Raw genomic sequence first — 24,291 nt, forward strand, 5'->3', positions numbered from 1 at the left:
CCGCTTGAAATAGAAGGTGTAGGTGATTGATTGAAAAGGCTTCTGCAACAGGGATGTTGCAGAGAGCTACAAGGATGTATTCATGCGTCCTTTGAAATCAAGCACCTACACCCAATAAAATAGGAAGGGGTGAGCAGATACTAAGCATCATTGATTCAGCGCCTCGAAGAGTAATTCGGGCCATTGATCCGTCCAGCAGCAAGTATGGTCATAATTTTTAATCGATCTAAAACGGGCGGATGGCTGCCGGTCGGCATAAGACCGGACAATAGCGGGTGGTACGTTCGTGTCTTTTTCAGCAGCAAAGTGAATCTGGCTGATTGTGTCAGGCAAACGGGCTTGTTGAGCTGGATTTAATGATTGACTCAATTCTGAATAACCGTGATGCTTCGTCCAGGCGGCTGTATCCAGGTTCGCTGATAAGGTGATCAGGGTCTTGACGGTCGGTATTTTCGACGCCATCAGTGCGGCCAAAGCACCGCCACCGCTAAATCCGATCAAAACCAAGCGTTGGACTCGTTTACCCTTTAGCCAGTTGTGTAAAACTTCCACCAAACTATCGACCAAGGGCTGCGCATAGCGATGCGATGTCCAAAAGTAGGGGCTGCAATTTTGCGATTGGTTTAGCCCGTAATAGCAAGGCCTTCCCAGCAAAATGGATGGTGCATTGTCCATAGCCATCAACTGGAGGATCAGCGGATTTCTGGCGGTGGGATCGCTAGCGATTCGCCGGTTGGATTCCCACGGTGTTCCATCCCCATCCAGATAAATATGCAGTTCAGGGAAATCGTTTGTCTGTTGAGCTGTTTTATTCTGATAAATGCGATGAATGAAAATTTTACTGTTTAGCAGTTCATCCGTTAAGCCCAGATCTTTTGCCGATTCGGCAAAACGCTGTGAAGGTGTGGCGCAACCGTTTAGCTGCGCTGCACAGGCTATCGTCAAACTGATACAAAATAGCCTGTGTAGCCCTACTAAAGTTAATCGTTGTTTAATCAAGATTTAGGAACAAAAAAGAAGGGGCTGCCTTCGTGGCCCGCATGCTTAAGCGGCGCATATTGAGGGCTTTGGTCAAAGCCGACTTTTGCAGCCGACACGCGCACCTGTCTCGAGACCGTTCTAAAAATGTCGTAATCTTCGATAATTCCGGAATTACCCTGTAAGGCGTCTATAAATGCCCGTGCAAAAATTGAGTGTTGCTGTGCGCCTTGGTCCAGAACCGGTGCGACGCCTCCCGATGTCAGTACCGTTCGCGCTTTCCGGGTGGTCATGAATTTGAGCCATTTTTCACGCTTGGCCTCCGGCATTTCTTTCGGTAAACGGGCGATAGCAGTGCCAGTCATTGCGCCTGAATAACACGAATCAGCGACGACCAGAATATGTCGGGCTGAAATGATGTTGAGGTATTGAGTGATATCGTCACTTGAAATCCAGTTGGCGGTATTGTCGACTTCGGCATCGGTAGGTAGCCAATAAGCGGCCAGACTGGTTTTGTCACGTTCGCCATGTCCCGCATAATAAATCAACAGGTTGTCATTTTCCTTCAATGAGTTACGGATCGTGTTCAACGCACTCATGATTTTATGCCGGTTGGCATTGATCAGTAAGGTGGTTTTGTAGCCGTATCGTTGACGAAGAATGGCATCAATCGACTTGGCGTCATTGACTGCTGTTTTGAGTGTGGGCATTTCGGCATAATCGTTATTGCCGATGATAAGCGCGTGATAGTTTCCGAAATCAACTTTATAGGCATTGTCTGACCGGTTGGGGGTCGCGCCCGCTTCAGACGATGAATCCGATGCGCCTTCCGTTTGACTGACAACATTAAAGCTAAGGCTGCTTTTTTTTCCGGATTGATCAATTGCGACAAGATTGACTGCCGATGCCGTTTGGTCTGCGGTCACCTGAAGACGGAAATAACCTAAATCATCGATTGTTCCGGGTTTATCATTGACTAAAAATGATTTAAGCCCTGCAGGGGCCTCAACTTTGCCGGTTATTTCTTTGGTTTTGGCAATCGATCTGAGTTGTAAGCTGGGTATTCCCCGCGTAAGAACCATAGGCGGGTCGATGATTTCAATGTTAGGCGCAGCCAAAGCCATCAATACGGGCTGTTTGTTTTCGAGTTGCGCTATTTTTTCCTGTTCCAGTGAGATTTGTTTTTTTAGCGCCGCGATGCTCTGCCCCTGGGTTTGTAACGCTTTTTTCTGAGCGCTTAATTGGTCCCGCTGATTGGGCGCAGCAGTTGATTGTGACGTGTTTTCGAGACTGCTTTTTATGTCTTTTAAAATGGTTTGATACTCTTTTTCCTGAGTTTGCAGCAGCTTTTCTTTTTTTGCCAATTCCATGCGGGATTTTTCCAGCTGATTATCAGTAGCCCGATTCACTTTGGGGGTGGGAGCGGGCGGGGCTTTAGCAATCAGCGTTTGTTGTTGAACTTTTGCCGACTTTACCTGGTGCTGGATGGTTTTTTCTTTGGTTTTCAGGTTTTTTTCAATACTGGACAGTTGGCTGCTTTTTTCGTTGTATTCGGACTGGGTGGACTTTAATTCTTGTTCAAGTTGTTTTAAACGGGATTCATTGCGCGAGGATTTGTTTTTTTCCTCGTTTAAAGACTTCTTTTTTAATTCCAGATTATTCTTTAGCGATTCAAGTTCATCTTGCTGATCTTTGAGTTGTGACTGGGTGTCAGAAAGTTGTTTGCGCAGCTGGTCTGCTTCGAATTGACGTCGGGCAGCGTCCTGGCGCAGGGCTTCCAGTTCCTCATCATGCTGGGAGCTGACCTGCGAGGTGGCTACCGAAGCAAATTGCAAGTCCCCCGTGTCCAAACCCGAAGCTTTACGGTACCAATTAAGCGCTGTGGTCATGTTTTGTTCAACACCCAAGCCTTTCTCATAAAGATAGCCTAAGTTGATTTGTGCTCTGGAGTGACCTTTTTCGGCGGCTTTTCTATACCATTCAGCGGCCAGACGGGGGTCGGATTGAGTGCCTAAGCCTTTTTCATAGATTTCCCCGACATTGATTTGCGCTTCAGGATCACCTTGTTGCGCCAGCGGCAGCCATATTTTCAGGGCACTGGCAAGATTGGCGCGGTCGTAGGCAACGTATTCACCGCCTCGAACTTCACATTCACCCGCCGTGGTTTTGATGGCTCTGCGGGCTGTCAGATAAGTCATTTGTGTGCCCAGTTTTCTAACCTGACCCGGTAACAAACAATCCACTATGAACAACTTGTCGGTTTCAGCGGGACTATACCCCTCCATGGCTCGCATGCCTTCCGGGCTGTTGGGGTCGGTGGTCTGGCAACCCGGTGCGAATAACAGCAAACCCGACATGACCAGCATGAGGCTTTGTTTTTTGGGGGAATTAAAACCCAGTGCTGGGTTAAAAAAAATGGTGCCTGACATAGCTGGCCTTTTTACTTAAGTTAAGAGCTAAAGATTATAGTCGAGTGTTCTGAATAACTATCATTCCCGAAAAATTATCAGCAATTTCTAGTTTGATATTTTCAGCGTCATTTTGGGCTGGGCAAAGCCTTTCGAGGAACGCCGAAAACCCGTCCAAGGGGGCTTGACAGCAGCATCTGACCGCCAAGGAGGGTGGAAATGCAGATTTTGTCCGGAATAAAAATCTGCCTTGCTGCTGAAATCCTCAAAAAGCTTCCCCTAAACCCTTTTTTCCTTCAAATTGACAATCACTGCCAATTTTTCAGCGTTTCTCAAGTTTCACCGTGTACCCGTCCAGCGACACTTTTAACGCGGAAGGTTGATCAAATGGAATGGGTAACACAGCCCGCCATTGGGCATTATCGAGGTCACGAAACGCAGCGAATACAGCAAAGTAACGGGTATCCGGTTTTACGTCCAGTGTCAGCGATTTCTCAGTTGACGGTTTAAGTTCCATTTCCTGGCGAAATTGGACCGCATTACCCAGTATCGATTGGTCATTATCATAAAGCGCAAAAAAATCGCTGGTATTGAATTTGTCAATCGAAGCCAGTTGATAAATACGTATGACTAAAGGAGATGCCCGGCTCTCGCCATCCGGATTCAAAGCCGGGCCTGCTTCAAGCTGAAGGCTCAGTTTTACCGGGGGTGGCGGTTCTGCAGCTTTTGGCGCAGCAACTTCTTCAGTGGACGCACAACCCAAAATAATAGTTATTAAAAAAAGCGAGGGTATCAAGAAAAGAGGTTTGTATTTCATTGTCGAATAAAAATTGATTCAGGACTAAAAATTGTATTTGTCCGAGTCTAGCGTTTAAGTATGAATCGGGTCAAATTTTAAGGATGCATATTCTGTCCGAACCTGAACATCATCTTTTGATATGCCAAATAAGGGTAACTTCTCATTAGCCACAGGCAGCCGCAGTCCGAATCACCTCGGATAAGGGGAGAATTTTGTTTTCGCTCAGCAGTCGATCCTGAAGATAATGCCAAAACGAAATGCCATGCTTTAGGCAGGTCTTTTTCAGGCTGGCAAAGGTGTCTCGACATCTTCGCCCCTCGTCACTGCGTGTGCTAAGGTGCCGCCATTTAGTTTGTCTGTCCAAATAGGCTGATATATCCGCTCATGGCTGATCAACAGCGCTTTCTCGCTTCTCAGCCAACCTGAAATTTGCTCAAGACTCCAGTCGATAACAATCTTGGCATCGACGATCAGGCCAATGGCTTCATGCGTCATTTTCAACGGCCTGACAGCCTTGAATATCTCGATTTGGTATCTTAGCTCTTGGCTTTGCTGGTTGTAGTTTCTCAAGTACTTTCTCGTCTTTGGTCGGATTCAAAAGGCTTGAAACTATAGCAGCTAACCTTCTTCATATCCTGGTGTTGGCTATTGCACTTCAGAGTTGAATCCGCCTGTTGGCTTGGCTCTCCCCAACCGCGACCTGCAATAAACATCAACTTTTTTTGCTCCACTGAAACCAGATCAAAGTTAGTTTCCATTAGATTTAACGGGCTTGTTTAAATGGTATTTAGAGGCGTTAAACAATGCAACATACAAAGGTACAGGATGAATAAGTTTTGATGTCCCATTGGCTAAAAAAGCGGCGGCCATTAATGGTATGAGAATTTCATGGCTATTGGTCATTTCCATGACAATAACAAATGATGTGAGTGGAGATTGCAGCATCCCCGAAAAATAAGCGGTCATGGTCAACAAAATCATGGCTGATAAGGGCGCGAGGGGAAACCAGTTTGCCAAATTGACGCCAATCCCAGCGCCTGTTGCCAGTGATGGAACAAAAATTCCGCTGGGTATACCACTAAAGAAAGTGGCACACGTTGCCATCATTTTTAGGAGCGGATAAGAAGGCTCCATTGGCTGAATACCCTTTAAAATCAATTTGATTTGTTGATAGCCAGTTCCAACTGTCGCATTACCGGATAAATAATTGACAACAGCGATCACACCGCCGCAGATTATAGCGACTAAAATAAACGAAATGTCGAGTTGATTTAGAAGTCGAATACCCAGAATAATAACTTTGCTGAAAAGCCCACCCAGAAACCCACCAACGATCCCACACAGCGGCACTGCTAGCCAGCTTCTTCCCCAAGGCATAATGAGGAGAGACTCATCTCCGAAATAAATGTAACGGTTTATCAATGCATAAGCCGTGACACCGGAAAAGATAATCGCAGTCAATACCAGGCTGCTTAAGCGCTCTTCCAAGTTTCTCCCCATTTCTTCAATGGCAAAAATAATACCGGCCAGAGGCGTACTAAACATCGCAGCGAAACCGGCCGCGCTTCCAGCAAGAATTAAACCTTTTTCCATGTAATGAGATGGGAATTTAGTGATCTTGCCCAAGGATAGCATTATAGAAGCACCCACATGAATAGCGGGGCCACCCAAGCCAACCGATGCACCGGAAAGTAACCCCATCATAGTTAACAGTACTTTCCCAAAAGAAATTCTTATCGAAACTAACTGGGCTCTGTCTGCCAGTGTATTTGATAGTTCCAATGCCGCTTTAATCTGAGGAATGCCGCTACGTTCGCTACCGGGAAAGAAACGAAACGTAAGCCATGCTGTCAATCCCATGCCAATAGGCGGAATGATAAATTGAAACCAAGGATAATGGAGGGAAAGGGCGTGATATGTTTGGGTAGTCCATTCACTGAGCCATGTCAACACCACAATAACCAGCCCAACTACGATAGCGCCTATCCAGAAAACCAATCGATGTTTCCAGGCAATCAAAGACAGGTAAGAAACGTGCTTATCCAAAATTATATTTTCATCGCTCAATTGCCCTGCTGGATATGACTTTGAGTCTTACCACGGCAGAATTGCTTTTCCACGCAATTTTATAGCCAGGATAGGGAATAACAAGATCGAAACCATACCCGCACTCACCAGAATGGCCGCCCTGTCAGCAGGCATGAGTCCGGAAGAAACACCGATTTCACTGATAATGACGATCAAAGGCAAACCGGTGGCCGAATAAAAGGCGAAGGAAAGCTGGTCTTCGGGAACGAGTACCTTTCGGTAAAAAAACACGGGCAAGCCCCTAATCAAAACCAACAAACCTGATAAAAGCATGACTTGTAAAGGCGCTAACGGAACTGACCATAAGGCACTGATTTCGAACCTCATCCCGGCAACAATAAAAAATATAGGTATCAAAAAGCCATAACCAATGGCGTCCAGTTTGTGTCGTAACATGTCGCCACCTTCTCCTTTAATGGCAAGCCCAACGACTATTCCCGCTGTAAACGCGCCTATGACGATATTCAAACCAAATTTTGCCGCAAGAGCGACGAACAGAATCTGGACCAAAATACAAATTCTCACCGGCAACTGACCGCTGCTTTGCATCGTCTTGGTCAATATTGAAATGAATCGGGTTGAACGCATGTTCAAGGCAGCATAGGCGGCTATAAGAGCGATGATCATAAAGGTCACCATAAACAACGTATGCACAATGGTGCTGTGAGTTGGGATCAGCACCATTGATATGACGACTAGAGGTCCGAATTCACCGACCGCAGCAGCAGCAATCAAATGCGTCCCGAAGTCAGTATCCAGAAGGCCGCGGTCTCGCAGGATGGGAGCCAATATACCCAGTGCTGTCGTTGACAGGGCGACCGCTGCTAATAAGGGGGGCGTTTGAATGAGTCCGATGCCATTAAAGAAAAGCATGCAAATCATGGCTACCGATAACGAAACCAACCAACCGCCGATTGCCAATGAGAAAGGTCTGCCGTGAATTTTTTCGAAATCGATCTCAAGGCCAACCATGAATAGCAGAAACGTCAACCCTAGATCTCCCAGTAACCCGATGAATCCGGTTGGACCAGAAAGGTTGAAAACATGAGGGCCAATGAGTATTCCCAAAAAAACCTCAAGAACGACGACAGGTAAACGGAACCCCTTGGGTAGTTCGGTAATGAGAGGTGCCAACATTGCAATAAAGGCAATCAGCAGAAGTTCAGAAGGATAGGTTTCCATAGAAAATCGACTCCATTATGGGTTAATGCATTTGTGGGTGGTTCGAGTTTAAAGCAATTATCAATCGTATGCCATCGTTAGCTAAATAATGGGATATGCTTTGGCGGGGTTGAGCGGGCGCGGCACCGCATCCTCAATGTGTACGGCAATGTTGAACAATCGGCAGATAATTGACTTATATGCATCGTGCCTTCTAAGGGGCTGCGGAGCCGAACTGAGTTTTTAGGTTGCTGATCAATCAATAAGGTTTTTTCGTTGGCGTCATAATGCCTCCCAATTGTGATTTTAAGTGTCCGGATGAGCCTAACTTGTTGAAAATAAAAGGCAGCTAATTCCTTTTCCGTTGCGCAGCGAACGGCCCCAAGAGATAAGAGTCCATGCGAATCCTTCAAATTATCGGGTGTCTTTATTCTTCGGGAGTGCCGGAACTACGGCAAAAATAATACCGAGATTTTTTAAACCGGCCTTGGCTCTAATAGTCAGGTCGCTGATAAAGCGAAACTGCTGGTAGGGTTCGATTGGATAAGCCCTTATACGGTAATGCGTGCCCCAGGGCTGATCCTGGACGACCACGGCAATGGGTTCCTCGAAATTCAAATAAGGGCTGGTCAACGCAACATCGTGCAGTAATTGTTTCACCCGAGCGCCATCATGATCCGGGTGCAAATAAAAATTCGCAACGCACTGCAGGGCCGGCGTCCCATTGTTGGCGTTTAAAATCGGTTCGGTCCACAGTTTGATATGCGGAATATAAGCGGCGGTATCGTCCGGCGTGACGAGTTGTACGGCGCGCATGCCGATATGCTTGACTTCGCCGTATATGCCGTTGATTTCAATCCAGTCGCCGTTATGATAAGGTCTTTCGCCGACCGCGACTACGCCGGCAATTAGACTACTGGCAAAGTCTTTGAAGGCAAAGCCTAAGGCAATGCCGAGCGTTCCCAGTAGCGGGATCAAATTCTGCAGAGAAGGCTCAATGATGCGAGGGATGATCAAAACAAACGCTGTTATAATCAAAATCAACCGTAACAGAGGTATCATCGCTAGTATGAACAGCCGGGAGGCCCCATAGAGACGGTTGGCAATCCAGGGAAACAATTTTTGTATCGCTTGAATGAGCAGAAGAGCGCCGAAAATGATTAAAAGCACCTCCAGGAAGGTTCCTAAGTCGGGCTCGATGAAAATATCTGAAATCTTGTTGTTACCCATGGCCGTCCTTTAAAAATCGTCCAATAGAAAGTTTTGCACTCTTAAATAGTGCCGGCTGGCAAGATAGCCCATTGGCGTGATTAGCCAGTCTTCATGATGCAGACCGACGACACCTAAGGACCTCAAGCCCCACAATAAGTCCATGATGTGATAAGCGGAAAAGGGCAGAACTTCAGCTAAAGCGGAAACCGGCAAACCGTTATGAATCAGCAAGGCCTACAGGATCAGTGCAATATTTTCATCATTTGCGCTAGGTATAATAGCGCCCTCGGTGAAATGACCGACCCAAACCGTAGGTTTTGATGGCGAGTTTTTAAGTGATGTTTTGTCCGGTTCATCTCTCAAGCTTTCGCGCCAAAATTGTCTGGCGATTTCGGCATTGCCGCGGCAGCGCATAGCCAACCGCTCCAAGTCTTTGCTGGCTCCATTATTATCTTCTTGCGAGTCGGTCAAGACGGCTTTTCCGGTTTTGGCGTTGAGGAATGTCGGCCGGTTGTTGTGTGGGGAATTTGCCAATTGCGACAATAGGATTGAGAGTCGTGCGCCGTCAAAGGCTCGAAGCGTCAATGCATCGCTGCTCGGTATGAAACAAACGCGGCACAGGTAGGCCCAAGACCAGCTATCGCAACCGATAAGGCCGGATCCCAAATCGCCGTTCAACGCCAATCCTAAAAAACGTCGTATCAGTGCCAATCCTTCGGCATGGCGCAAAAAACATTTATCCAGATTCGGCAAGACCCAACAGCTCTGTGAATCGGGCCAATTACTTAGCCAAGATGGGTCGTTGTCGATTATCTGTTCTTGTTGGGGTTTTGCGATCAGTCGAGCATTATGCCGGCTGGTCCAACGGGCTAGTATTTCGCCATTGCCCATAAAGGGATGGCCCACGATGAATTTAACCGGGCTATCATTCGGTTGATTGTGTATCCAATCTTCCAGTGCGCAATCAAGAGCATCGACGGCCGCATGCCAATCAATCGCAGGAACCAGCTCGTCCAAGCGTGCCCGCGAAAAAGTCTGTAATGCCTCTTCGGATTTTATTTGCTCCGATGAATGATCGGTATTGGTAAAAAGGCGCTTGAACAATCGCCACTTTTGACGCGCAACATCTGCACTTAACACAATGGGACACTCAAAATCGCTAATCGGTACGTATTCCCATAATGCAATCGCTTCGGGCTTTTCAGCTTTTTCGTTTGGCTGACTATTCATGATGGGTAAGACCTGTTCCGCTTATCGCTTTTTGAATGGGGTAGGGCAACTGTTCGAAGTATAACGAATTTAGAATAAGTTTGGCCGGTTCTAGCAAAAATTCACTTTAAGCTTCGACAGCATTAAGGGTTATCCCTAAATATAAAATACCTGATTCTAATTTGAAGCACATGCAAAGCGTTAGTCGAAGGGGCCCATATGTTGCAGAAAAGTTCACGTAAATCGTTTTTATAGGAACCGTGAGCGGCGGATTCAACTCCGAAGTGCAATCCTCGAAATCATGCTTCCTTTGGTAGAGAATCAACAAAAAAGACCAAATGGGGTGTTTTATAGTTGAGCGTTTTTCGAGGTCGCTGATTGAGCTTTTCCATCACCTCGTCAATATTTTTGTCGGTTATGTTCTCAAAACTGCGGCTCTTGGGTAAGTACTGTCTGATCAAACCATTGGTATTTTCGTTTAACCCGCGCTCCCATGAGCTGTAAGGGTGGGCAAAGTAGACATCGGCATTCAAGGTGACCTTGTTTTGTTCATGCCCGGCAAATTCTTTGCCGTTATCGGCGGTGACGGGTCAAGGTCTTGTCCAGATAAGGCGTCAACAGCTGGATGGCGGATTTTGTCACGACCTCAGCATGCTTGCTGGGCACCTTCTTGATCAAGGTTAGTTTGGATACCCGTTCAAGGAGGGTCACCAATACCCCTTGATGGTTTTTACCGATGACGGTATCGATCTCCCTATCGCCCAAGCGGTTTTTTTCACAGACAATGGCAGGCCGGTCGTCAATGCTGATTCGGTTTTTTATTTGACATATTCAAAGATGAAGACACCTCATATTCCACAAGATGCTCCTTATTCGGACAGATTGTGACGTGGATTTTGAAGAACCTGCTGAAAACTGGATTTCTGCAGTTATACCCCATATGGCTGAAGGTGCGTCATCCAGTACAACAGCCTTCATAGACATGCAGACGCCGGCTAAAGAAGCGCCCAAGTACAGCAGAAAAAATCCGTTCCCGGCACGCCTCACCGTTAACCGCTTGCTGACAACGCCGGACTCATCCAAAGAGACCCGTCATTATGAAATTTCTATTGCCGGTTCAGAAATGACCTATGAAGCCGGCGAGGCCTTTGGTGTCATTCCTATGAACTGCCCTGATCTGGTCGCTGAGATCATCAAAGCGATTGGCTATGAAGGCGAATACGAAAGATTACCTTACTTAGTGTAAAGTCAAAATATCAGTCTTAAAGGGTATCTGGTTACCCTCAGATTTTTATTGGGTGTAGGTGTTTGATTGAAAAGGCTTCTGCAACAGGGATGTTGCAGAGCGCTACAGGGACGTATTCGCGCGTCCTTTGAAATCAATCGCTTACACCCTTAATTCAAAGCGGCCGAGTAGTAGGGTTCAACAGTCGGAACCCTACATCCTCACTTGTTTAAGAGTGGTACAGCTATTAATAAACGTCCCTGACGTAACGTTTATCTTTTTTCAATTGATTAACATAGTCAACAGCTTGTTGATCGGTTAGTTTTCCGTGTTTGGCAATGATTTCGTGCAAAGCCTTATCGACGTCTTTCGCCATCTTGTAAGCGTCTCCACAGACAAAGAAATAACCGCCTTCTTCCAGCCATTCAAAGAGTTCGCCGCCGTATTCATACATACGATCCTGAACATAAATCTTTTCTTCTTGATCTCTGGAGAAAGCAAGGTCCAAGCGAGTCAATAAGCCGCTTTGTTTCATCGCTTCGAGTTCTTCCCGGTAGATAAAATCAGTTGCGGCATTTCTGTCGCCAAAAAACAACCAGTTTTTACCTGTGGATTTGCGGAAGGCCCGTTCCTGCAGAAATGCGCGAAACGGAGCGATACCCGTTCCCGGTCCCACCATGATCATCGGTAAAGTATCATCTTCCGGTACGCGAAAGACTTTATTCGGGATGAAAAAGCTGCGGACGGGGGTGTCGCTGTTCACCAGATCCGCCAGATAGGTGGAACATACGCCTTTATGCGGACGGTTGAAGCTTTCGTAGCGAACTGAAGCAACCGTTAAATGAACTGAATCGGGAAATTGTTTGCCACTGGACGAAATGGAATAAGCCCTGTGTTGTAAGGGTTTGAGCAAGGCAATAAATTCGGCCCCGGAAAATTCCATACTTGGAAATTGTAACAACAGGTCAAGAATATCCCGTCCCCAGAGGTACTGGGATAACGCGTCTTTATCACCGCTTTCAAGCAAGCTGTTGAGTTCCTGGTCTCCGGAGCGTTTACCGATTTCCTCTACCAGTTCCTTGCTGGGTAATTTAATCTCGTAATGGGAAAGCAACGCTTGATTCAATGTCATTAATTCGCCATTGACGGGAAATTCCTCTTCGCCTTCATAGCCAATCGCTTTGATGATCTCAGCGACCAGGTCAGGGCAGTTCGTAGGAATGACACCAAAGGCATCGCCGGCTTCATAGGTCATTTCTGAACCGGCAATAGAAATTTCATAATGACGGGTCTCTTTGGATGAGTCCGGCGCTGTTAGCAAGCGGTTAACGGTGAGGTGTGCCGGGAACGGATTTTTTCTGCTGTATTTGGGCGCTTCTTTAGCCGGCGTCTGCATGTCTATGAAGGCTGTTGTACTGGATGACGCACCTTCGGCCATATGGGGTATGACTGCAGAAATCCAGTTTTCAGCAGGTTCTTCAAAATCCACGTCACAATCTATCCGATCGTAAATGCGATTTGCTCCCAGTTCGGCCAGTCTGTTATCCCATTCGATACCGGCTTGGCAAAACTGGTCGTAACTGGTGTCTCCTAATGCCAATACCGAATATTGGGTATTCTCAAATTTGGGCGCTGACTCGGCTGAGATGGCGTCCCACAACATTTGGGCATTATCAGGCATATCGCCTTCACCATAAGTGCTGGTGACGATCAACAGATATTCCATTTTGGCAAGTACGGCTAAGTCGATTTCGTCCATGCTCTGAACAATCGGTTTCAAGCCATGCGTTTTAGCGACATTAGCGGCATCATTAGCTACAGATTCGGCGTTGCCGGTTTGTGAGCCGTATAAAATATTGATAATGCGTGCATTGGCTTGATTCACGGAACCTGCACTCTGAATCATCTGAGTGTGCATGCCGGCAAAAAAACCATTCAGCCAAGCGCGTTGGCTTTCGCTATAAGGAGCATCTTGTGGAATATGAGGTGTCTTCATCTTTAAATATGTCAAATAAAAAACCATGCGCTGCCCAACCGAATAATGGATTCAGTTTTGAAGCGCATGAAAATAGGGATTGGTATCAAGCAGCGTTAACGCTCATCAACTCCTGAACAATGCCTGAGCCTACAAGCGCTGCCAGATACTCCTCAATACGGGGGATTCCTGCCAGCGCGTCGCGATTGATTTTGTCTTGTTCAATAATCCAGGCCGTGGAACCCAATGAATAAATACTTTGGACGTCACGGTTGGCCAGAGCCGTTTTGTAATCGTTAAGACGTTTGCTGGCTAATAACCAGGATAATTGATTGTCCGAGTAATTGCTGTAAGCTTCTCTTGTTTGTTTGACAAGAGCGTCCTGAATTTTACGCGGACGTTGCTCTATTAATTTACGTGCGGATTTCTCAATTAACGCTGATGTCAGAAGGGTATTGCCTTGCTGTTTGAGCAGTTCTTTCGCAATTTGGCACGCTTTGTCTATTACTGCAAAGCTATTTACCAATCTGAAAGTCAATTGTGTGTCAGCGGCGCCAAAATCAGGGATAGCTCCTGCAAACAAAGGCTTGTTATGCTTGTAAGCCAATTTCATCTGATCGATTTGTTGACCCGCATAAGAAATAGCCAACTCCTCGATCATCGCTTTCCGGTCAATGGTGCTGCTTAAAAGCTCGGCGGTTTGCGTCTTGTAGAGCCAAAGCGGCAGCGTGAATTTAAAATGATGGCGTTCAGTTTCCCAATTGCTGAGGATGTTTCTCGCTTTGCTTGAGTTCGCATACTGTTCATGCTGTTCGAGCATGTAAACTACGAATTGCTCATGAGCACGGGCAATATCGGTATTTTCAGTCAGGCTGTGAATTTCAACAGATGACTTGTCGTACAGACTGGACAGCAGGTTATCAGGGTCATACTGATAGGCATTACCGCCGGACATGCCGTTGCAGAAGCCCTTGCCGAAGCGGCCCAAGTTTAATACCGCGCCGTTGGTCATATATTCGCAGGCAAAATCGCCCACGCCCTCGACAACAGCCATTGCGCCTGAATTACGAACTGCAAAACGATCGCCCGCTTCACCGTTTATAAAGGCTTGACCGCCGGTTGCTCCAAACAGCGCGAAATTACCGATCAATACGTTTTTACCGGGGGTTTTGATCCCGCCTCCAGGCGATTCCACGATCAATGTTCCACCGCACGCCGATTTTCCTACACCGTCATTACAGGTGCCGGTATGCTCCAGACGCATGCCATCATTCATAAAGGCAGCGTAGCTTTGACCTGCCGATCCTGTGGTCCGGATAGTGATGGTATCCGGAGCGAAGTAACGTCGGCCATGTTGATTGGTATAAATATTCCGTGACGATTTGACCTGATCTTCAGTTAATTCATAAGCCAGTATGCGTTCAATATCAATCGCGGTTTGTCCGCCCACGGTTTTATTGCAATTGTTCAGCTTGAAATTTGATCCTTCAATCAAGATTTTTTCTTGATTACCGGCAATGATCTCTGATTTGACCAAGTCAATTATTTGGTCATCAATGTGAAAATTGGCTTCCAGATAAATCGGTTTCTCAATTTTCACTTCGTTAACATAAGCCAACAGTTTGGTCAGATCCAATTGACCCACCATCGTTTTATGGTTGATGAGGTGTAATAAGTCGGTTTTGCCTCTAATGTCCTTTAAACTGCGGTAACCTACTGAGGCCAAAAACTCCCTGACTTCGTGGGCAAGATTCATGAAATACTGAGCCAGAACGCGTGGGTCGCCTTTAAACTCCTCATGAGTTGTCGTGAGTCCGGCCGGGCATTTGATATTACAGTTCTTGGCCATCACGCAACGAAGCATCATTAATGCAGTGGTTCCAAATTCAAATGAATCTCCGCCCAGTATGGCTGACTTGATGACATCCAAACCGCTTTGATGCGCCGCGCTGCAGCGAAGTATGACTTTGTCGCGTAAACCATTGGCGGCAAGCGCCTGGTGAACTTCGGCAATACCAATTTCTGCAGACCGGCCTGTGTTCTTTAAGCTGGTGACTGCAGCAGCGCCGGTTCCACCGGTGTTGCCTGCGACATTGATGACATCCGCACCGGCTTTGGCGACACCGACGGCTATCGTTCCTATGCCTTCTGAGGAAACCAGTTTGACGACAACCCTGACTCTGGCCGCTTTGGCATCGTGTATCAATTGGCCCAAGTCTTCAATAGAGTAGGTGTCATGATGGGGCGGAGGGCTGACCAGTTCAACTTGCGGAGTGCCGCCCCTGAGAGCAGCAATCTCTACCGATACTTTGGGCGCAGGAAGCTGGCCACCTTCACCGGGCTTTGCGCCCTGGGCAATTTTGATTTCAATTTCTTCAATGTTCAGGTCCGCCAGATAACCCGCCCACACACCGAAACGGCCGGAGGCAAATTGTTTGATCTTGCTGGAACGGATGGTATTAAAACGGCTGGAATGCTCGCCACCTTCGCCGGAGTTACTGAATGCTCCGACAATATTGGTGCCATGGGCAACGGCTTCATGCGCTTCGGCAATTAAAGCGCCATGACTCATCGCGCCTGACGCAAGGCGAGTCGTTATTTCATGAGCCGGTTGCACCTCTTTGAGTGCTATCGGATCACGAGCTGTAATGATTGAACTGATATAAAAGTTCAGCGGGCTGGCGGAATCTTTTATCTGGAATTCACAGCCCTTTTCAGTGACAGAGACGCTGAAATCTTCGTTACTGAATCTGTTTTTAAAATAATTGGCCAGGCTTTCCAGTCGTTGTTGATAAACGCCGTCTGTCAATGTCACTGTGTTGCCATTGATGACTTTTAGGCCACGGATAACAAAATTGTTATTCCCAATCAAACTTTGTTTGCCCAAGACCCGCTCGAATTCTTCAGAAGTCTGACAATGGCTGACATCGGCAGGTAACTCCATGATGTCTCTTAGCGCGGCAGGACGGCTGTCTCTTTCTTTGTAAAGATTCTCGACAAAACTTCGATAAGCGGGGGTTATTCCGAAACAATCGATTTGCTCAGGTGTGCGCTTGTCATAACCAAAATCCACATAGGCGGTGTCTTTGGCTTCAGGTGCTTTTTCTTCCGGAATATATAAAATGGGTTCGTCAGTCATATTGATATATTCTCTGACGGCCGTATTGCCAAAAGTATGCCCTGCGCCGTCCTGACGTTCCTTAAATAGACCCAGAAATGGAATATCCTTTTCGTCTTTAACGGATAACGCTTTTTTATGCCAGTCTGCAGCACTTTTAGCAATGTCGGCGTATTGAACGCCGCCTACCGGCGAATTGATGTTAGGAAAATAGGCATGCAGTTTAGGTTCGTTCGTATCCAGGTAGTTGGACTCGAAAAATTCGCCACCGATATAGCTTTCAACCGTACACAGGCCGAATTTGCCCATGGTTTTCATCAAAGACTTTTCAGCCGCTTTTTTAAAGTTGACCAGGATTTTTTCCTGTTTTTCAGCGGGATACTGAGAAATCACGCGATTGTAGACGCTGATAGGGCAGAGTGCCGACGCGCCAAATCCTAAAATTGTTGCGACATCATGTGCGCTGACAACCTGTCCTGTTTCGGCAATCAATGAAGAATTAAAACGCAAACCTTCTTTGACCAGGTGCTGATTAGCTGCAGCAATCATCAATAAGGCCGGTATCGCCGCTTTTTTGTCCGTGATGCCGGTATCGCTCAGAATGATGATGCCCGTCTTGTCTTTGGCGGCCACTTCTACTTGGTGGCATACAGCTGCAATAGCGTCTTCAAGCGCTTCTTCGTTTTTTCGGTAATCATCAAGTACAGGCGTAAACAGCATATCCAGCGTCACCACCTTAATACTGGATTGTCTGCGTATTTGCTCAAGGTCAGTTCTTTGCAGAATGGGCGAATCGAGCATCAGTTGTTTACTGGTTGCTTCTGAAAATGTCGGTTTGGCACCGAGTGCCACTCTCAATGTCATGCCGTCACTTTCTCTTAATGAGTCCAGTGGCGGGTTGGTGACCTGAGCAAAACGCTGGCTAAAATAACGCGACATGCCGCCTTCATTGTCTGAAAGCGCATTGGGTGCAATGCCGTAACCCATGGCGGACACTTTTTCCAGGCCGGTTTCCAGCATAGGGTCCAGCAGAAACTTAAAGCTTTCCTGATTAAGAGAATAAGCCGTATGTTGCTGATCGATGTTAAAAAAAGTATTGGGTGCGGTTAACTCGTTTTGAGTGACCGGGGGAAGTTCCGATTTATAAATGCAGCGGGTGCGCAAGAGCGTTTCATAGTCTTTCTCGTTGGCTAACCGCTCCATGACCTGATAGTGGTCATAGGCTTCGCCTGTGCTGTGATCAAAATACAGCATGCCGCCTGCCTCTATCCGGCCGCGTTTCAATACTTCTTTGGGCGGGAAGTCAATTTGTCCTGCCTCTGACATGACGGCCAGATACTCTCCCGTTTCAACGGAGCGTAGCGGTCTTAAACCGAGTCGATCCAGTCGTGCACCCACGCGAATGCCGTCGTTAAAAATTAAAGCGGCAGGGCCATCGTTTTTCTCTTCATACAAGCTGAAATATTCCAGCATTGCCCGGACTTTCGGAGATAAAGTCGTATCATTTTCCCAGGCGGGGGGCATCATCGCAATAACAGCGGTTACGATATCCAGTTCGTCTTCATTGATGCGCCGAGTCAGGGTTTGATCAAGACGCCCCGAGTCTGACTGTCCACAGGGGAAAACAATGTGTTTGTTATGTTGGCGAGCAATCGCATTTTCACTGAGCCGGTTTTTTTTGTCGGTATTCAATTCCCCGTTATGCGCCATGTAACGGAACGGTTGAGCCATCATTGTGGCGGGTGCGGTATTGGTCGAAAAACGGGTATGAAAAAATAAGGTGCTGACTTCGTGATCAACATCATACAAATCTTTAAAATACGGAATAACTTCAAAGGAGTTCAAACGGCCCTTGTAAACCTGGGTACGTGAGCTCATCGATAAAGGATAAAAACCACTTAACTCGGTTCTTGTGAAGCCATCAGCTTCAATATTCAGCAAGGTTTGTTGAATATGCTTTTCAAATTCGGCGTGCGATACGTCTTTCAATTGAGGCGAACGTCCGAAAATCACCTGCTTGATCGGTAACTGGGCTCGGCGGGAGGCTTCGTTAATGACTTGGTCGTCAACTGGAATATTGCGCCAAGTGATGACCGGAAACGATGATTGTCTCAGGTGACTTTCAACCATTTCGATAGCCACTGAATCATATCTGTCGTGATCTTCGGGAAAAAAGAAATTTGCGACCCCAAAATCGCCGATTTTTAATTTAGCATTGCCGGTAATGCGGCGAAAAAACTTAAGCGATAAGTCAATATTGACACCGGCTCCATCCCCGATACCTTCCGCGCTCATGCCGCCGCGATGGGGAATTGTGCACAACGCTTGGTGAGACCTGACCAGCAGGTCATGTGTTTGTAGGCTTTTCTTATGAGTAATAAAGCCCACTCCACAGCTGTCCTGGGATAAGTCAGCGTCATAAAGCATGTTTACATTATTTTCTTGTCTGAAAATCATATTCATTTATCAAGCCTGTGCTAATCAGCCATTTTTGCGGTATTGGATTCGATTTAGATCAATGCATATCACTATCAAATATCCGTAATTCGGGGAATTACACCAGATCAAGCGGCATGATTTAAAATAAAGTGTATGGATTAAAACTGGATAGATAATACCATGCAGTTATATCCCTGTCATTTTGAACAAAGTGATTTAGTCGTAACAGTGGATATATAAAGGCTGGGCGGCCTTTAGCGTTTTATAATCGCCTTGTTAACTGGAGTGTTTGCAGGATAAAAAAGAGCGTAAAGGCTTGAGGAATACGCGTCATTCAGGGAGGATTGCTCATTCAGTAACACGGTTCAGGAGATATAGAACGTTTTGCAGAATTTAACGCTTAATTACTTAGTGTAAAAAACCCGTTAAATCAAGCCATTAACTTGATTTGACAGGTTTTTTTTCGTTGTGATCATGTGCCTATGGCGGCAAGCCCGAAAATCAGATGATCGCCCTGGCTTTTTCGAAGGCATCTCTAAAATCGAGATAAAGGGGGTGCTCAGTTTCCAGCATGGATTTGAGTAGCACATGCTGCAGTTTATATTTTATGTTTCCAACCGCTAAAGCCCCTACGCCGACAGCACCTGTTGAATTTATTGCATGAATCAACGGCTTGCCTAAATGCGTTGATTTGATGCCTTCAATTCCCATCGGCGGGACTGCGTTCACATCGCCCGCCACTTTCAGTGAGCGGGCATGTTCAAGAACCTTTGCGCTTAATACCTGAATTCCGGCTTTTGCTGTACAGAAGACAATGTCATGTTCGGCAATCAATTCAGCCTTTTGTTCGTCAGAGCTGGCTTTTGCAGCTTTTAATGTTGCTTTGAAACGGCGGTTGTATTCTTTGACAATATCCTCAGCCGTATCAAGGGATAAATGATCGACTAGCGTTGTATCAGCGCCAGCCAGCGAGGCAATCACGCCAGTTGCGACACCAACAGGGCCGGTGCCGCCAAAGACAATCGCTTTACACTCTTGCAAGGTTTTATTGTGATGAGTCTTTAATTCTTTTTCTACGCAGGCAACCAACGCCGCAGCGGTGGTAAATGCGCCGCTGGGGTCAGCGAATACCGATATTTCAAAGGGTGGAACCATGGCCAGTTTGGCAGCATTGAGCATGTCAATTGCCAAACCCATGTCTCGTCCACCGATAAATAGCCCCGTCCGTTTTACTCCTGAGGGGCTGCGGGAAAATATGGCATCTTGTGTCAATCCATGCACACTATCCAGTTTTACGTTGCTATAAGGCATGAGTACTTCAAAACCGGCATCCAAGGCCATATTGACGTCAAATGGACTGTTGTTTGGCATGGGGTCAAGCATGTGGAGTATGCTTCGTTTCTCCATGAAATTTCCTCTAAAAGGTGGATGAGCTGTGGATTGCTAATGCATTCAGCCGTTTGCTTTGAAATATTCTCTAGCTACTTCAAACGCATGAGTAAAGTGCAAATAAATGGGTTTTTCACTGTCAATCATCAGTTTCAGCAATTTATTTTGGGCCTGATATTTGACATTGCCTATCGCTAAAGCACCAATGGCTACGGCACCGCTTTTTGAACCAGGAATAGGTGCGCCGTTGTGAAAAGCATCAACGCCGGCTATGCCGGAAGGTGGCACCGCATTAACATCGGCAACTACTTTAAGTTGCGGTGCTTCGCAAAGAAGTTTAGCACTCAGCAGTTCTATACCGGCTGCGCCCGTTGCAAATACAACGTCGGCTGTCTGCATGTACTGGCTTTTTTCGGAATCAACACCGGCTAAAATTGCAATTTTTCCTTCACCGAATTCTTCGTTGCATAAATCGGCTATGCGCTGAGCCTTGTCAAGCTGGCGTCCTACAATTCTGACATTGGCGCCGGCGATTGCGGCTATTACTGCAGCAGCCTGGCCTACCGGCCCCGTTCCTCCAAGCGCCAGAATATTTATCCCTTCCAGTGTGGTGTTAAATTTGGTTTTTAATTCATTTTCTACAGCGGCAACCATGCCGGCTGCCGTAGTAAAGGCGCCGCTAGGGTCAGCAAAAACCGATACTTCAAAAGGAGGTACCATAGAGTTTTTGGCTAGTTTAAGCATATCCATTGCTTGTTTTGTGTCTCTGCCGCCAATAAATATACCGGTTTTTTGTAAACCTTTAGGGCTACGCGAAAAAATGGCGTCTTGAACCAACCCTCTAACTTCACTGGGCTCTACATTGGTATAAGGAACTGTGCAAACCCAGCCTGCATCCATAGCCATATTGACATCAAAAGGGCTCAAGTTTTTTGCAGTGGTCAGCATGTGTAAGATAAACGGCTTTTCCATGGATTTCCCCAAAATTATTATTACTACGGAAGTATAAAAGAAAAAAATGCATTTGGACAATGGCAAGGGCTTTAGATTGGGAATTTCACCGGTGATCTGTTTTCTATAGGAGCAGTAAGGTGTGATATTCGTTTCAAATTTTTTCAGAAATAGCTACATTATCCGCTTTTGCCGTATTTACGATTTGACAGCAGCAATTCTCAATTTGAAGGAAAAAAGGGTTGGGACAAGCTTTTCGAGGATGTCGGCAGCAGGGCAGATTTTTATTCCGGACAAAATCTGCATTTGCACCCTCCTTGGCGGTCAGATGCTACTGTCAAGTCCCTATTAAAGGGTTTACAACGTTCCTCGAAAGGCTTTTCCCAGCCCAAAGTGACGCTGAAAATATCAACCTGGGAATTGGTGCTTTGACAGTCACTTTTACATGAACTTCGCTTAATCAGTGTGAGCTTGCTATGAAGACTTCGGATTTAACAGAAAACGGCAAAGCCGTTCAGCGCAGGCAAGCCTATGCGGCCAGAGCAGCCCAGCCAAACAAAGACGCGTTAAGCCGTGTTATCGGTCAAAAAGTCATGGCTCATCCCGCTTATACCCTTGCTGAGATGGTCATGATGTATGTGGGATGCAAGTCGGAAGTCAGAACTGTTGATTTTATTACACAAGCTTTGTCCGAGCATAAACGCATCGTCTTGCCTTATTGCACTCAAGACGCTGAGGGTCAAAAAATACTGGGTTTATGGCTTTTGGACGACATGAGTGAATTGGTGAGCGGTACCTGGGGTATTCTTGAGCCGCCACAACATCGATGGCATGAGCAAGTTAAACAGGTTAACCCTGATCAGTTGGATTTGATCATCGTACCCGGGGTGGCTTTTGATGATAAAGGCGGCCGTTTGGGCAATGGAGCGGGTTACTATGACCGGCTTTTAAGTCAATTAAAAAGCAGTACAGTGCTGATGGGGATTTGCTATCAGTCACAGCTAGTGGATGAAGTTAAAATGGAGCCGCATGACGTGTATATGGATTGGGTTGTTACCGAACATTCAACTTATCAAGGATCAGGCAGAAAAACAGGCAAATGAACTATCAGAACGTCAAACAGCAAATAACACATTCACCCGCTTTTGTCTTCGACAAAAACGCAGTCGTCAGTGCGCTACAAAAAACAGATGCGATCCGGCAGGTTTCCGGCTGCAAAGTGTTGTATTCGATAAAGTCGCTGTCCTTGGTTCCGGTAATGCAGTGGTGCTTACCTTATGTTGACGGTTTTTCTGTCAGCTCCTTGTTTGAGGCAAAACTGGCTTATCAAGTACTGGGTGGAAGAGGCTCAATACACTTAACCACGCCGGGAATTGGACCTGATCAAATTAGCGAATTGAATCATCTTTGTACTCACATCAGTTGTAATTCTTTACATCAATACCAGCTATTTAATCAATTGACCGATAAAAAAGCCGAGATAGGTTTGCGCGTTAACCCGCAACTGTCATTTTTACAAGATGAACGTTTTGATCCATGCCGACCATTTTCAAAATTAGGCGTGATTTTATCCGAATTGGAGTCGGTTATCGAAACAGCGCCAATCGCCGGCGTGCATTTTCATACCGTATTTGCATCCATGACGTTCGAACCGCTGATGCATTCTCTGGAGGCTATTCAGGCCACTATGGGCAGTGCTTTTAAGCAGTTGCGATGGCTTAATTTGGGTGGCGGCTATCTGTATGATCAAATCGAAGATGCCGGTGATTTTATCAATCGGGTGAAAGCGCTGAAGAAGGCATTCGACCTGGACGTCTATATTGAACCGGGTAAAGCGATAGTCGGCCAAAGCGGTTATCTGATGACGACGGTCATCGATAGATTTGAGCGTAACGGCAAAACGATTTGCGTATTGGATACCACCGTTAACCATCATCCCGAAGTGTTTGAATACCAGTATCAACCTCAATTGGTTGAACACCGGGAGGCCGGTCAATTTAACGCCATTTTGGCCGGTTCCACGTGTCTGGCTGGCGATCTGTTTGGAGAATACCGATTTGGTAAACCTTTAGAAATAGGTGACAGGCTGATTTTTAAAGATGCAGGTGCTTATACGTTTGTTAAATCAAACCGATTTAACGGGCACAACTATCCGGCGCTCTACAGTTATGAAAATTCAACGGTCAAGTTTCTTAAAAGTTACGATTTTGAGGACTATCTGAATTATTCCGGTTGGACACCTTAACAAGTCGGCCTGCTAGACGATAGCCCATTACTGCATCGACGGAAGCACTGCAGTGGATCCGTGGAGCAAATAAGGCACTAAAGCAGAAGGTGTCTCGCTAAATAGCATTGTGCATTTCATGTTTTTCGAAGTTCAAAACTATTTTTTAAAACTTGAAGGATAGGATCCAGAACAGACATCACCTTCCTCGACGCCATCCAGCCACTTTTGCAGTTGTTTTGTTCGCTCTTGTGTGAGATTTGAAAGTTGGGTATTCCTGCAAGCGGGAAAGCTGCTGCCGTAATAAGACGGGGCATCCTTTTCAGGATAGACGGCCTCCATCTCGGCGTCACGCCACTTTAGCCAAGCCCTTTGAGCGGCTTTAAGCTTTTCCAGAAACTTTATATTGGTTTTGTGCTGCTCCAATACGGCCTTGTAGACCGCATTCAACTCTTTATCCGCTGATTGAAAGTCCAAACTTCCGCAGTGATTAATATCCAGTTGTGTTTGAGCTCCATCATTACAGGATTGAACCGCGTCGGAGGACATCGCTGAATAAGCTGGCAGCAGCAAGATTGTGATGACGGCCAGATTGGTGTTTATGTCAAAATATTTTTTCATGGGTGCAACCGGGGTTGTGATCCAGGGTTGCATAGTTTATGGGTTAATAAGCTTTCAACACCAATAAAATGAAAAAATTGCGCTGCTGCCGACATTCTCAAATAGCTTCCCCCAGCCCTTTTTTCCATTCAAATTGAGAATTTCTGGCCCGAGGGCAATGCGGTTGACTTAAGCATCAGCGATCCTTTTAGACTTATCCGGCTGCTATTTATTGAAGGATTTACGAGATACTCGAGGATAGGTCTTCCTAGACTTCTTCGCAGGGTACAGCACGCGCGATTTCTACCAGCAGCCCAGAAAGTGTTTCAAGTTGGTTGTCGGTCATGAGCGTTTTCAGTCTCCCATCATTAACAGAATGTAACTACTCGCCCGCTTTGAATTAAGGGTGTAGGTGCTTGATTTCAAAGGACGCATCAATACGTCCCTGTAGCTCTCTGCAACATCCCTGTTGCAGAAGCCTTTTCAATCAACCACCTACACCCACTAAAATTGGA

General features: G+C 46.4%; 19 protein-coding genes. 3 read left to right on the forward strand and 16 right to left on the reverse strand.

Going from position 1 to position 24,291, the window contains the following annotated elements:
• Nucleotides 1–147: 147 nt before the first annotated feature.
• The 11 genes from Q7V32_RS18180 to Q7V32_RS18230 form a co-directional block, all read right to left on the reverse strand.
• Complete coding sequence (locus Q7V32_RS18180) at nucleotides 148–999, reverse strand: alpha/beta fold hydrolase (protein WP_304898399.1); 852 nt, start codon at nucleotides 997–999, stop codon at nucleotides 148–150.
• Nucleotides 996–3,407, reverse strand: a complete 2,412-nt coding sequence (locus Q7V32_RS18185; protein WP_304898400.1) for a caspase family protein — start codon at nucleotides 3,405–3,407, stop codon at nucleotides 996–998. Before Q7V32_RS18185 ends, Q7V32_RS18180 begins: the two co-directional genes overlap by 4 nt.
• Before the next feature lie 301 nt (nucleotides 3,408–3,708).
• Nucleotides 3,709–4,203 carry a type VI secretion system lipoprotein TssJ gene (tssJ, locus tag Q7V32_RS18190; protein ID WP_304898401.1) on the reverse strand — a complete coding sequence of 165 codons (495 nt, stop codon included), beginning with the start codon at nucleotides 4,201–4,203 and terminating at the stop codon, nucleotides 3,709–3,711.
• Nucleotides 4,204–4,467: 264 nt separating this feature from the next.
• Nucleotides 4,468–4,755 carry a hypothetical protein gene (locus Q7V32_RS18195; RefSeq protein WP_304898402.1) on the reverse strand — a complete coding sequence of 96 codons (288 nt, stop codon included), beginning with the start codon at nucleotides 4,753–4,755 and terminating at the stop codon, nucleotides 4,468–4,470.
• A 177-nt stretch (nucleotides 4,756–4,932) separates the two neighbouring features.
• The gene (locus Q7V32_RS18200; protein WP_304898403.1) at nucleotides 4,933–6,252 is read right to left on the reverse strand and encodes a chloride channel protein; all 1,320 of its coding nucleotides are present in this window, start codon (nucleotides 6,250–6,252) and stop codon (nucleotides 4,933–4,935) included.
• Nucleotides 6,253–6,279: 27 nt separating this feature from the next.
• Complete coding sequence (locus Q7V32_RS18205; RefSeq protein ID WP_304898404.1) at nucleotides 6,280–7,455, reverse strand: cation:proton antiporter; 1,176 nt, start codon at nucleotides 7,453–7,455, stop codon at nucleotides 6,280–6,282.
• Between the two features lie 393 nt (nucleotides 7,456–7,848).
• Complete coding sequence (locus Q7V32_RS18210) at nucleotides 7,849–8,664, reverse strand: mechanosensitive ion channel family protein (RefSeq protein WP_304898405.1); 816 nt, start codon at nucleotides 8,662–8,664, stop codon at nucleotides 7,849–7,851.
• A gap of 9 nt (nucleotides 8,665–8,673) precedes the next feature.
• Nucleotides 8,674–8,877, reverse strand: a complete 204-nt coding sequence (locus Q7V32_RS18215; RefSeq protein ID WP_304898406.1) for a hypothetical protein — start codon at nucleotides 8,875–8,877, stop codon at nucleotides 8,674–8,676.
• Between the two features lie 3 nt (nucleotides 8,878–8,880).
• On the reverse strand, nucleotides 8,881–9,876 hold the full coding sequence (locus Q7V32_RS18220) for a hypothetical protein (RefSeq protein WP_304898407.1): 996 nt from the start codon (nucleotides 9,874–9,876) through the stop codon (nucleotides 8,881–8,883).
• A 278-nt stretch (nucleotides 9,877–10,154) separates the two neighbouring features.
• Nucleotides 10,155–10,388 carry an IS30 family transposase gene (locus tag Q7V32_RS18225; protein WP_304898408.1) on the reverse strand — a complete coding sequence of 78 codons (234 nt, stop codon included), beginning with the start codon at nucleotides 10,386–10,388 and terminating at the stop codon, nucleotides 10,155–10,157.
• 40 nt (nucleotides 10,389–10,428) lie between these two features.
• Nucleotides 10,429–10,620 (reverse strand): hypothetical protein, encoded by a 192-nt coding sequence (locus tag Q7V32_RS18230; RefSeq protein WP_304898409.1) that lies wholly within the window; start codon nucleotides 10,618–10,620, stop codon nucleotides 10,429–10,431.
• A 124-nt stretch (nucleotides 10,621–10,744) separates the two neighbouring features.
• Here Q7V32_RS18230 and Q7V32_RS18235 point away from each other — a divergent pair, with 124 nt between their 5' ends.
• Nucleotides 10,745–11,101, forward strand: coding sequence for a hypothetical protein (locus Q7V32_RS18235; protein ID WP_304898410.1), 357 nt, complete (start codon nucleotides 10,745–10,747; stop codon nucleotides 11,099–11,101).
• A gap of 226 nt (nucleotides 11,102–11,327) precedes the next feature.
• Here Q7V32_RS18235 and Q7V32_RS18240 read toward each other — a convergent pair whose 3' ends face one another.
• From Q7V32_RS18240 to Q7V32_RS18255, 4 genes are all read right to left on the reverse strand, one after another.
• Nucleotides 11,328–13,076: a sulfite reductase subunit alpha gene (locus Q7V32_RS18240; RefSeq protein WP_304898411.1), complete on the reverse strand. Its 1,749-nt coding sequence runs from the start codon at nucleotides 13,074–13,076 to the stop codon at nucleotides 11,328–11,330.
• An 85-nt stretch (nucleotides 13,077–13,161) separates the two neighbouring features.
• Nucleotides 13,162–18,636, reverse strand: coding sequence for a glutamate synthase-related protein (locus tag Q7V32_RS18245; protein ID WP_304898412.1), 5,475 nt, complete (start codon nucleotides 18,634–18,636; stop codon nucleotides 13,162–13,164).
• Between the two features lie 477 nt (nucleotides 18,637–19,113).
• Nucleotides 19,114–20,019, reverse strand: coding sequence for an NAD(P)-dependent methylenetetrahydromethanopterin dehydrogenase (locus tag Q7V32_RS18250; RefSeq protein WP_304898413.1), 906 nt, complete (start codon nucleotides 20,017–20,019; stop codon nucleotides 19,114–19,116).
• 45 nt (nucleotides 20,020–20,064) lie between these two features.
• Complete coding sequence (locus tag Q7V32_RS18255; protein ID WP_304898414.1) at nucleotides 20,065–20,973, reverse strand: NAD(P)-dependent methylenetetrahydromethanopterin dehydrogenase; 909 nt, start codon at nucleotides 20,971–20,973, stop codon at nucleotides 20,065–20,067.
• Nucleotides 20,974–21,428: 455 nt separating this feature from the next.
• On the opposite strand from Q7V32_RS18255, the gene Q7V32_RS18260 reads away from it, so the two are divergent.
• Nucleotides 21,429–22,055 (forward strand): 5-formyltetrahydrofolate cyclo-ligase, encoded by a 627-nt coding sequence (locus Q7V32_RS18260; protein ID WP_304898415.1) that lies wholly within the window; start codon nucleotides 21,429–21,431, stop codon nucleotides 22,053–22,055.
• Nucleotides 22,052–23,197 carry a carboxynorspermidine decarboxylase gene (locus Q7V32_RS18265; protein ID WP_304898416.1) on the forward strand — a complete coding sequence of 382 codons (1,146 nt, stop codon included), beginning with the start codon at nucleotides 22,052–22,054 and terminating at the stop codon, nucleotides 23,195–23,197. Before Q7V32_RS18260 ends, Q7V32_RS18265 begins: the two co-directional genes overlap by 4 nt.
• Nucleotides 23,198–23,335: 138 nt before the next feature.
• Here Q7V32_RS18265 and Q7V32_RS18270 read toward each other — a convergent pair whose 3' ends face one another.
• Nucleotides 23,336–23,830, reverse strand: a complete 495-nt coding sequence (locus Q7V32_RS18270) for a lysozyme inhibitor LprI family protein (protein WP_304898417.1) — start codon at nucleotides 23,828–23,830, stop codon at nucleotides 23,336–23,338.
• Between the last annotated feature and the right edge of the window lie 461 nt (nucleotides 23,831–24,291).

Origin of the sequence: Methylicorpusculum sp., from assembly GCF_030651835.1 — a bacterium.
Taxonomy (GTDB): domain Bacteria; phylum Pseudomonadota; class Gammaproteobacteria; order Methylococcales; family Methylomonadaceae; genus Methylicorpusculum.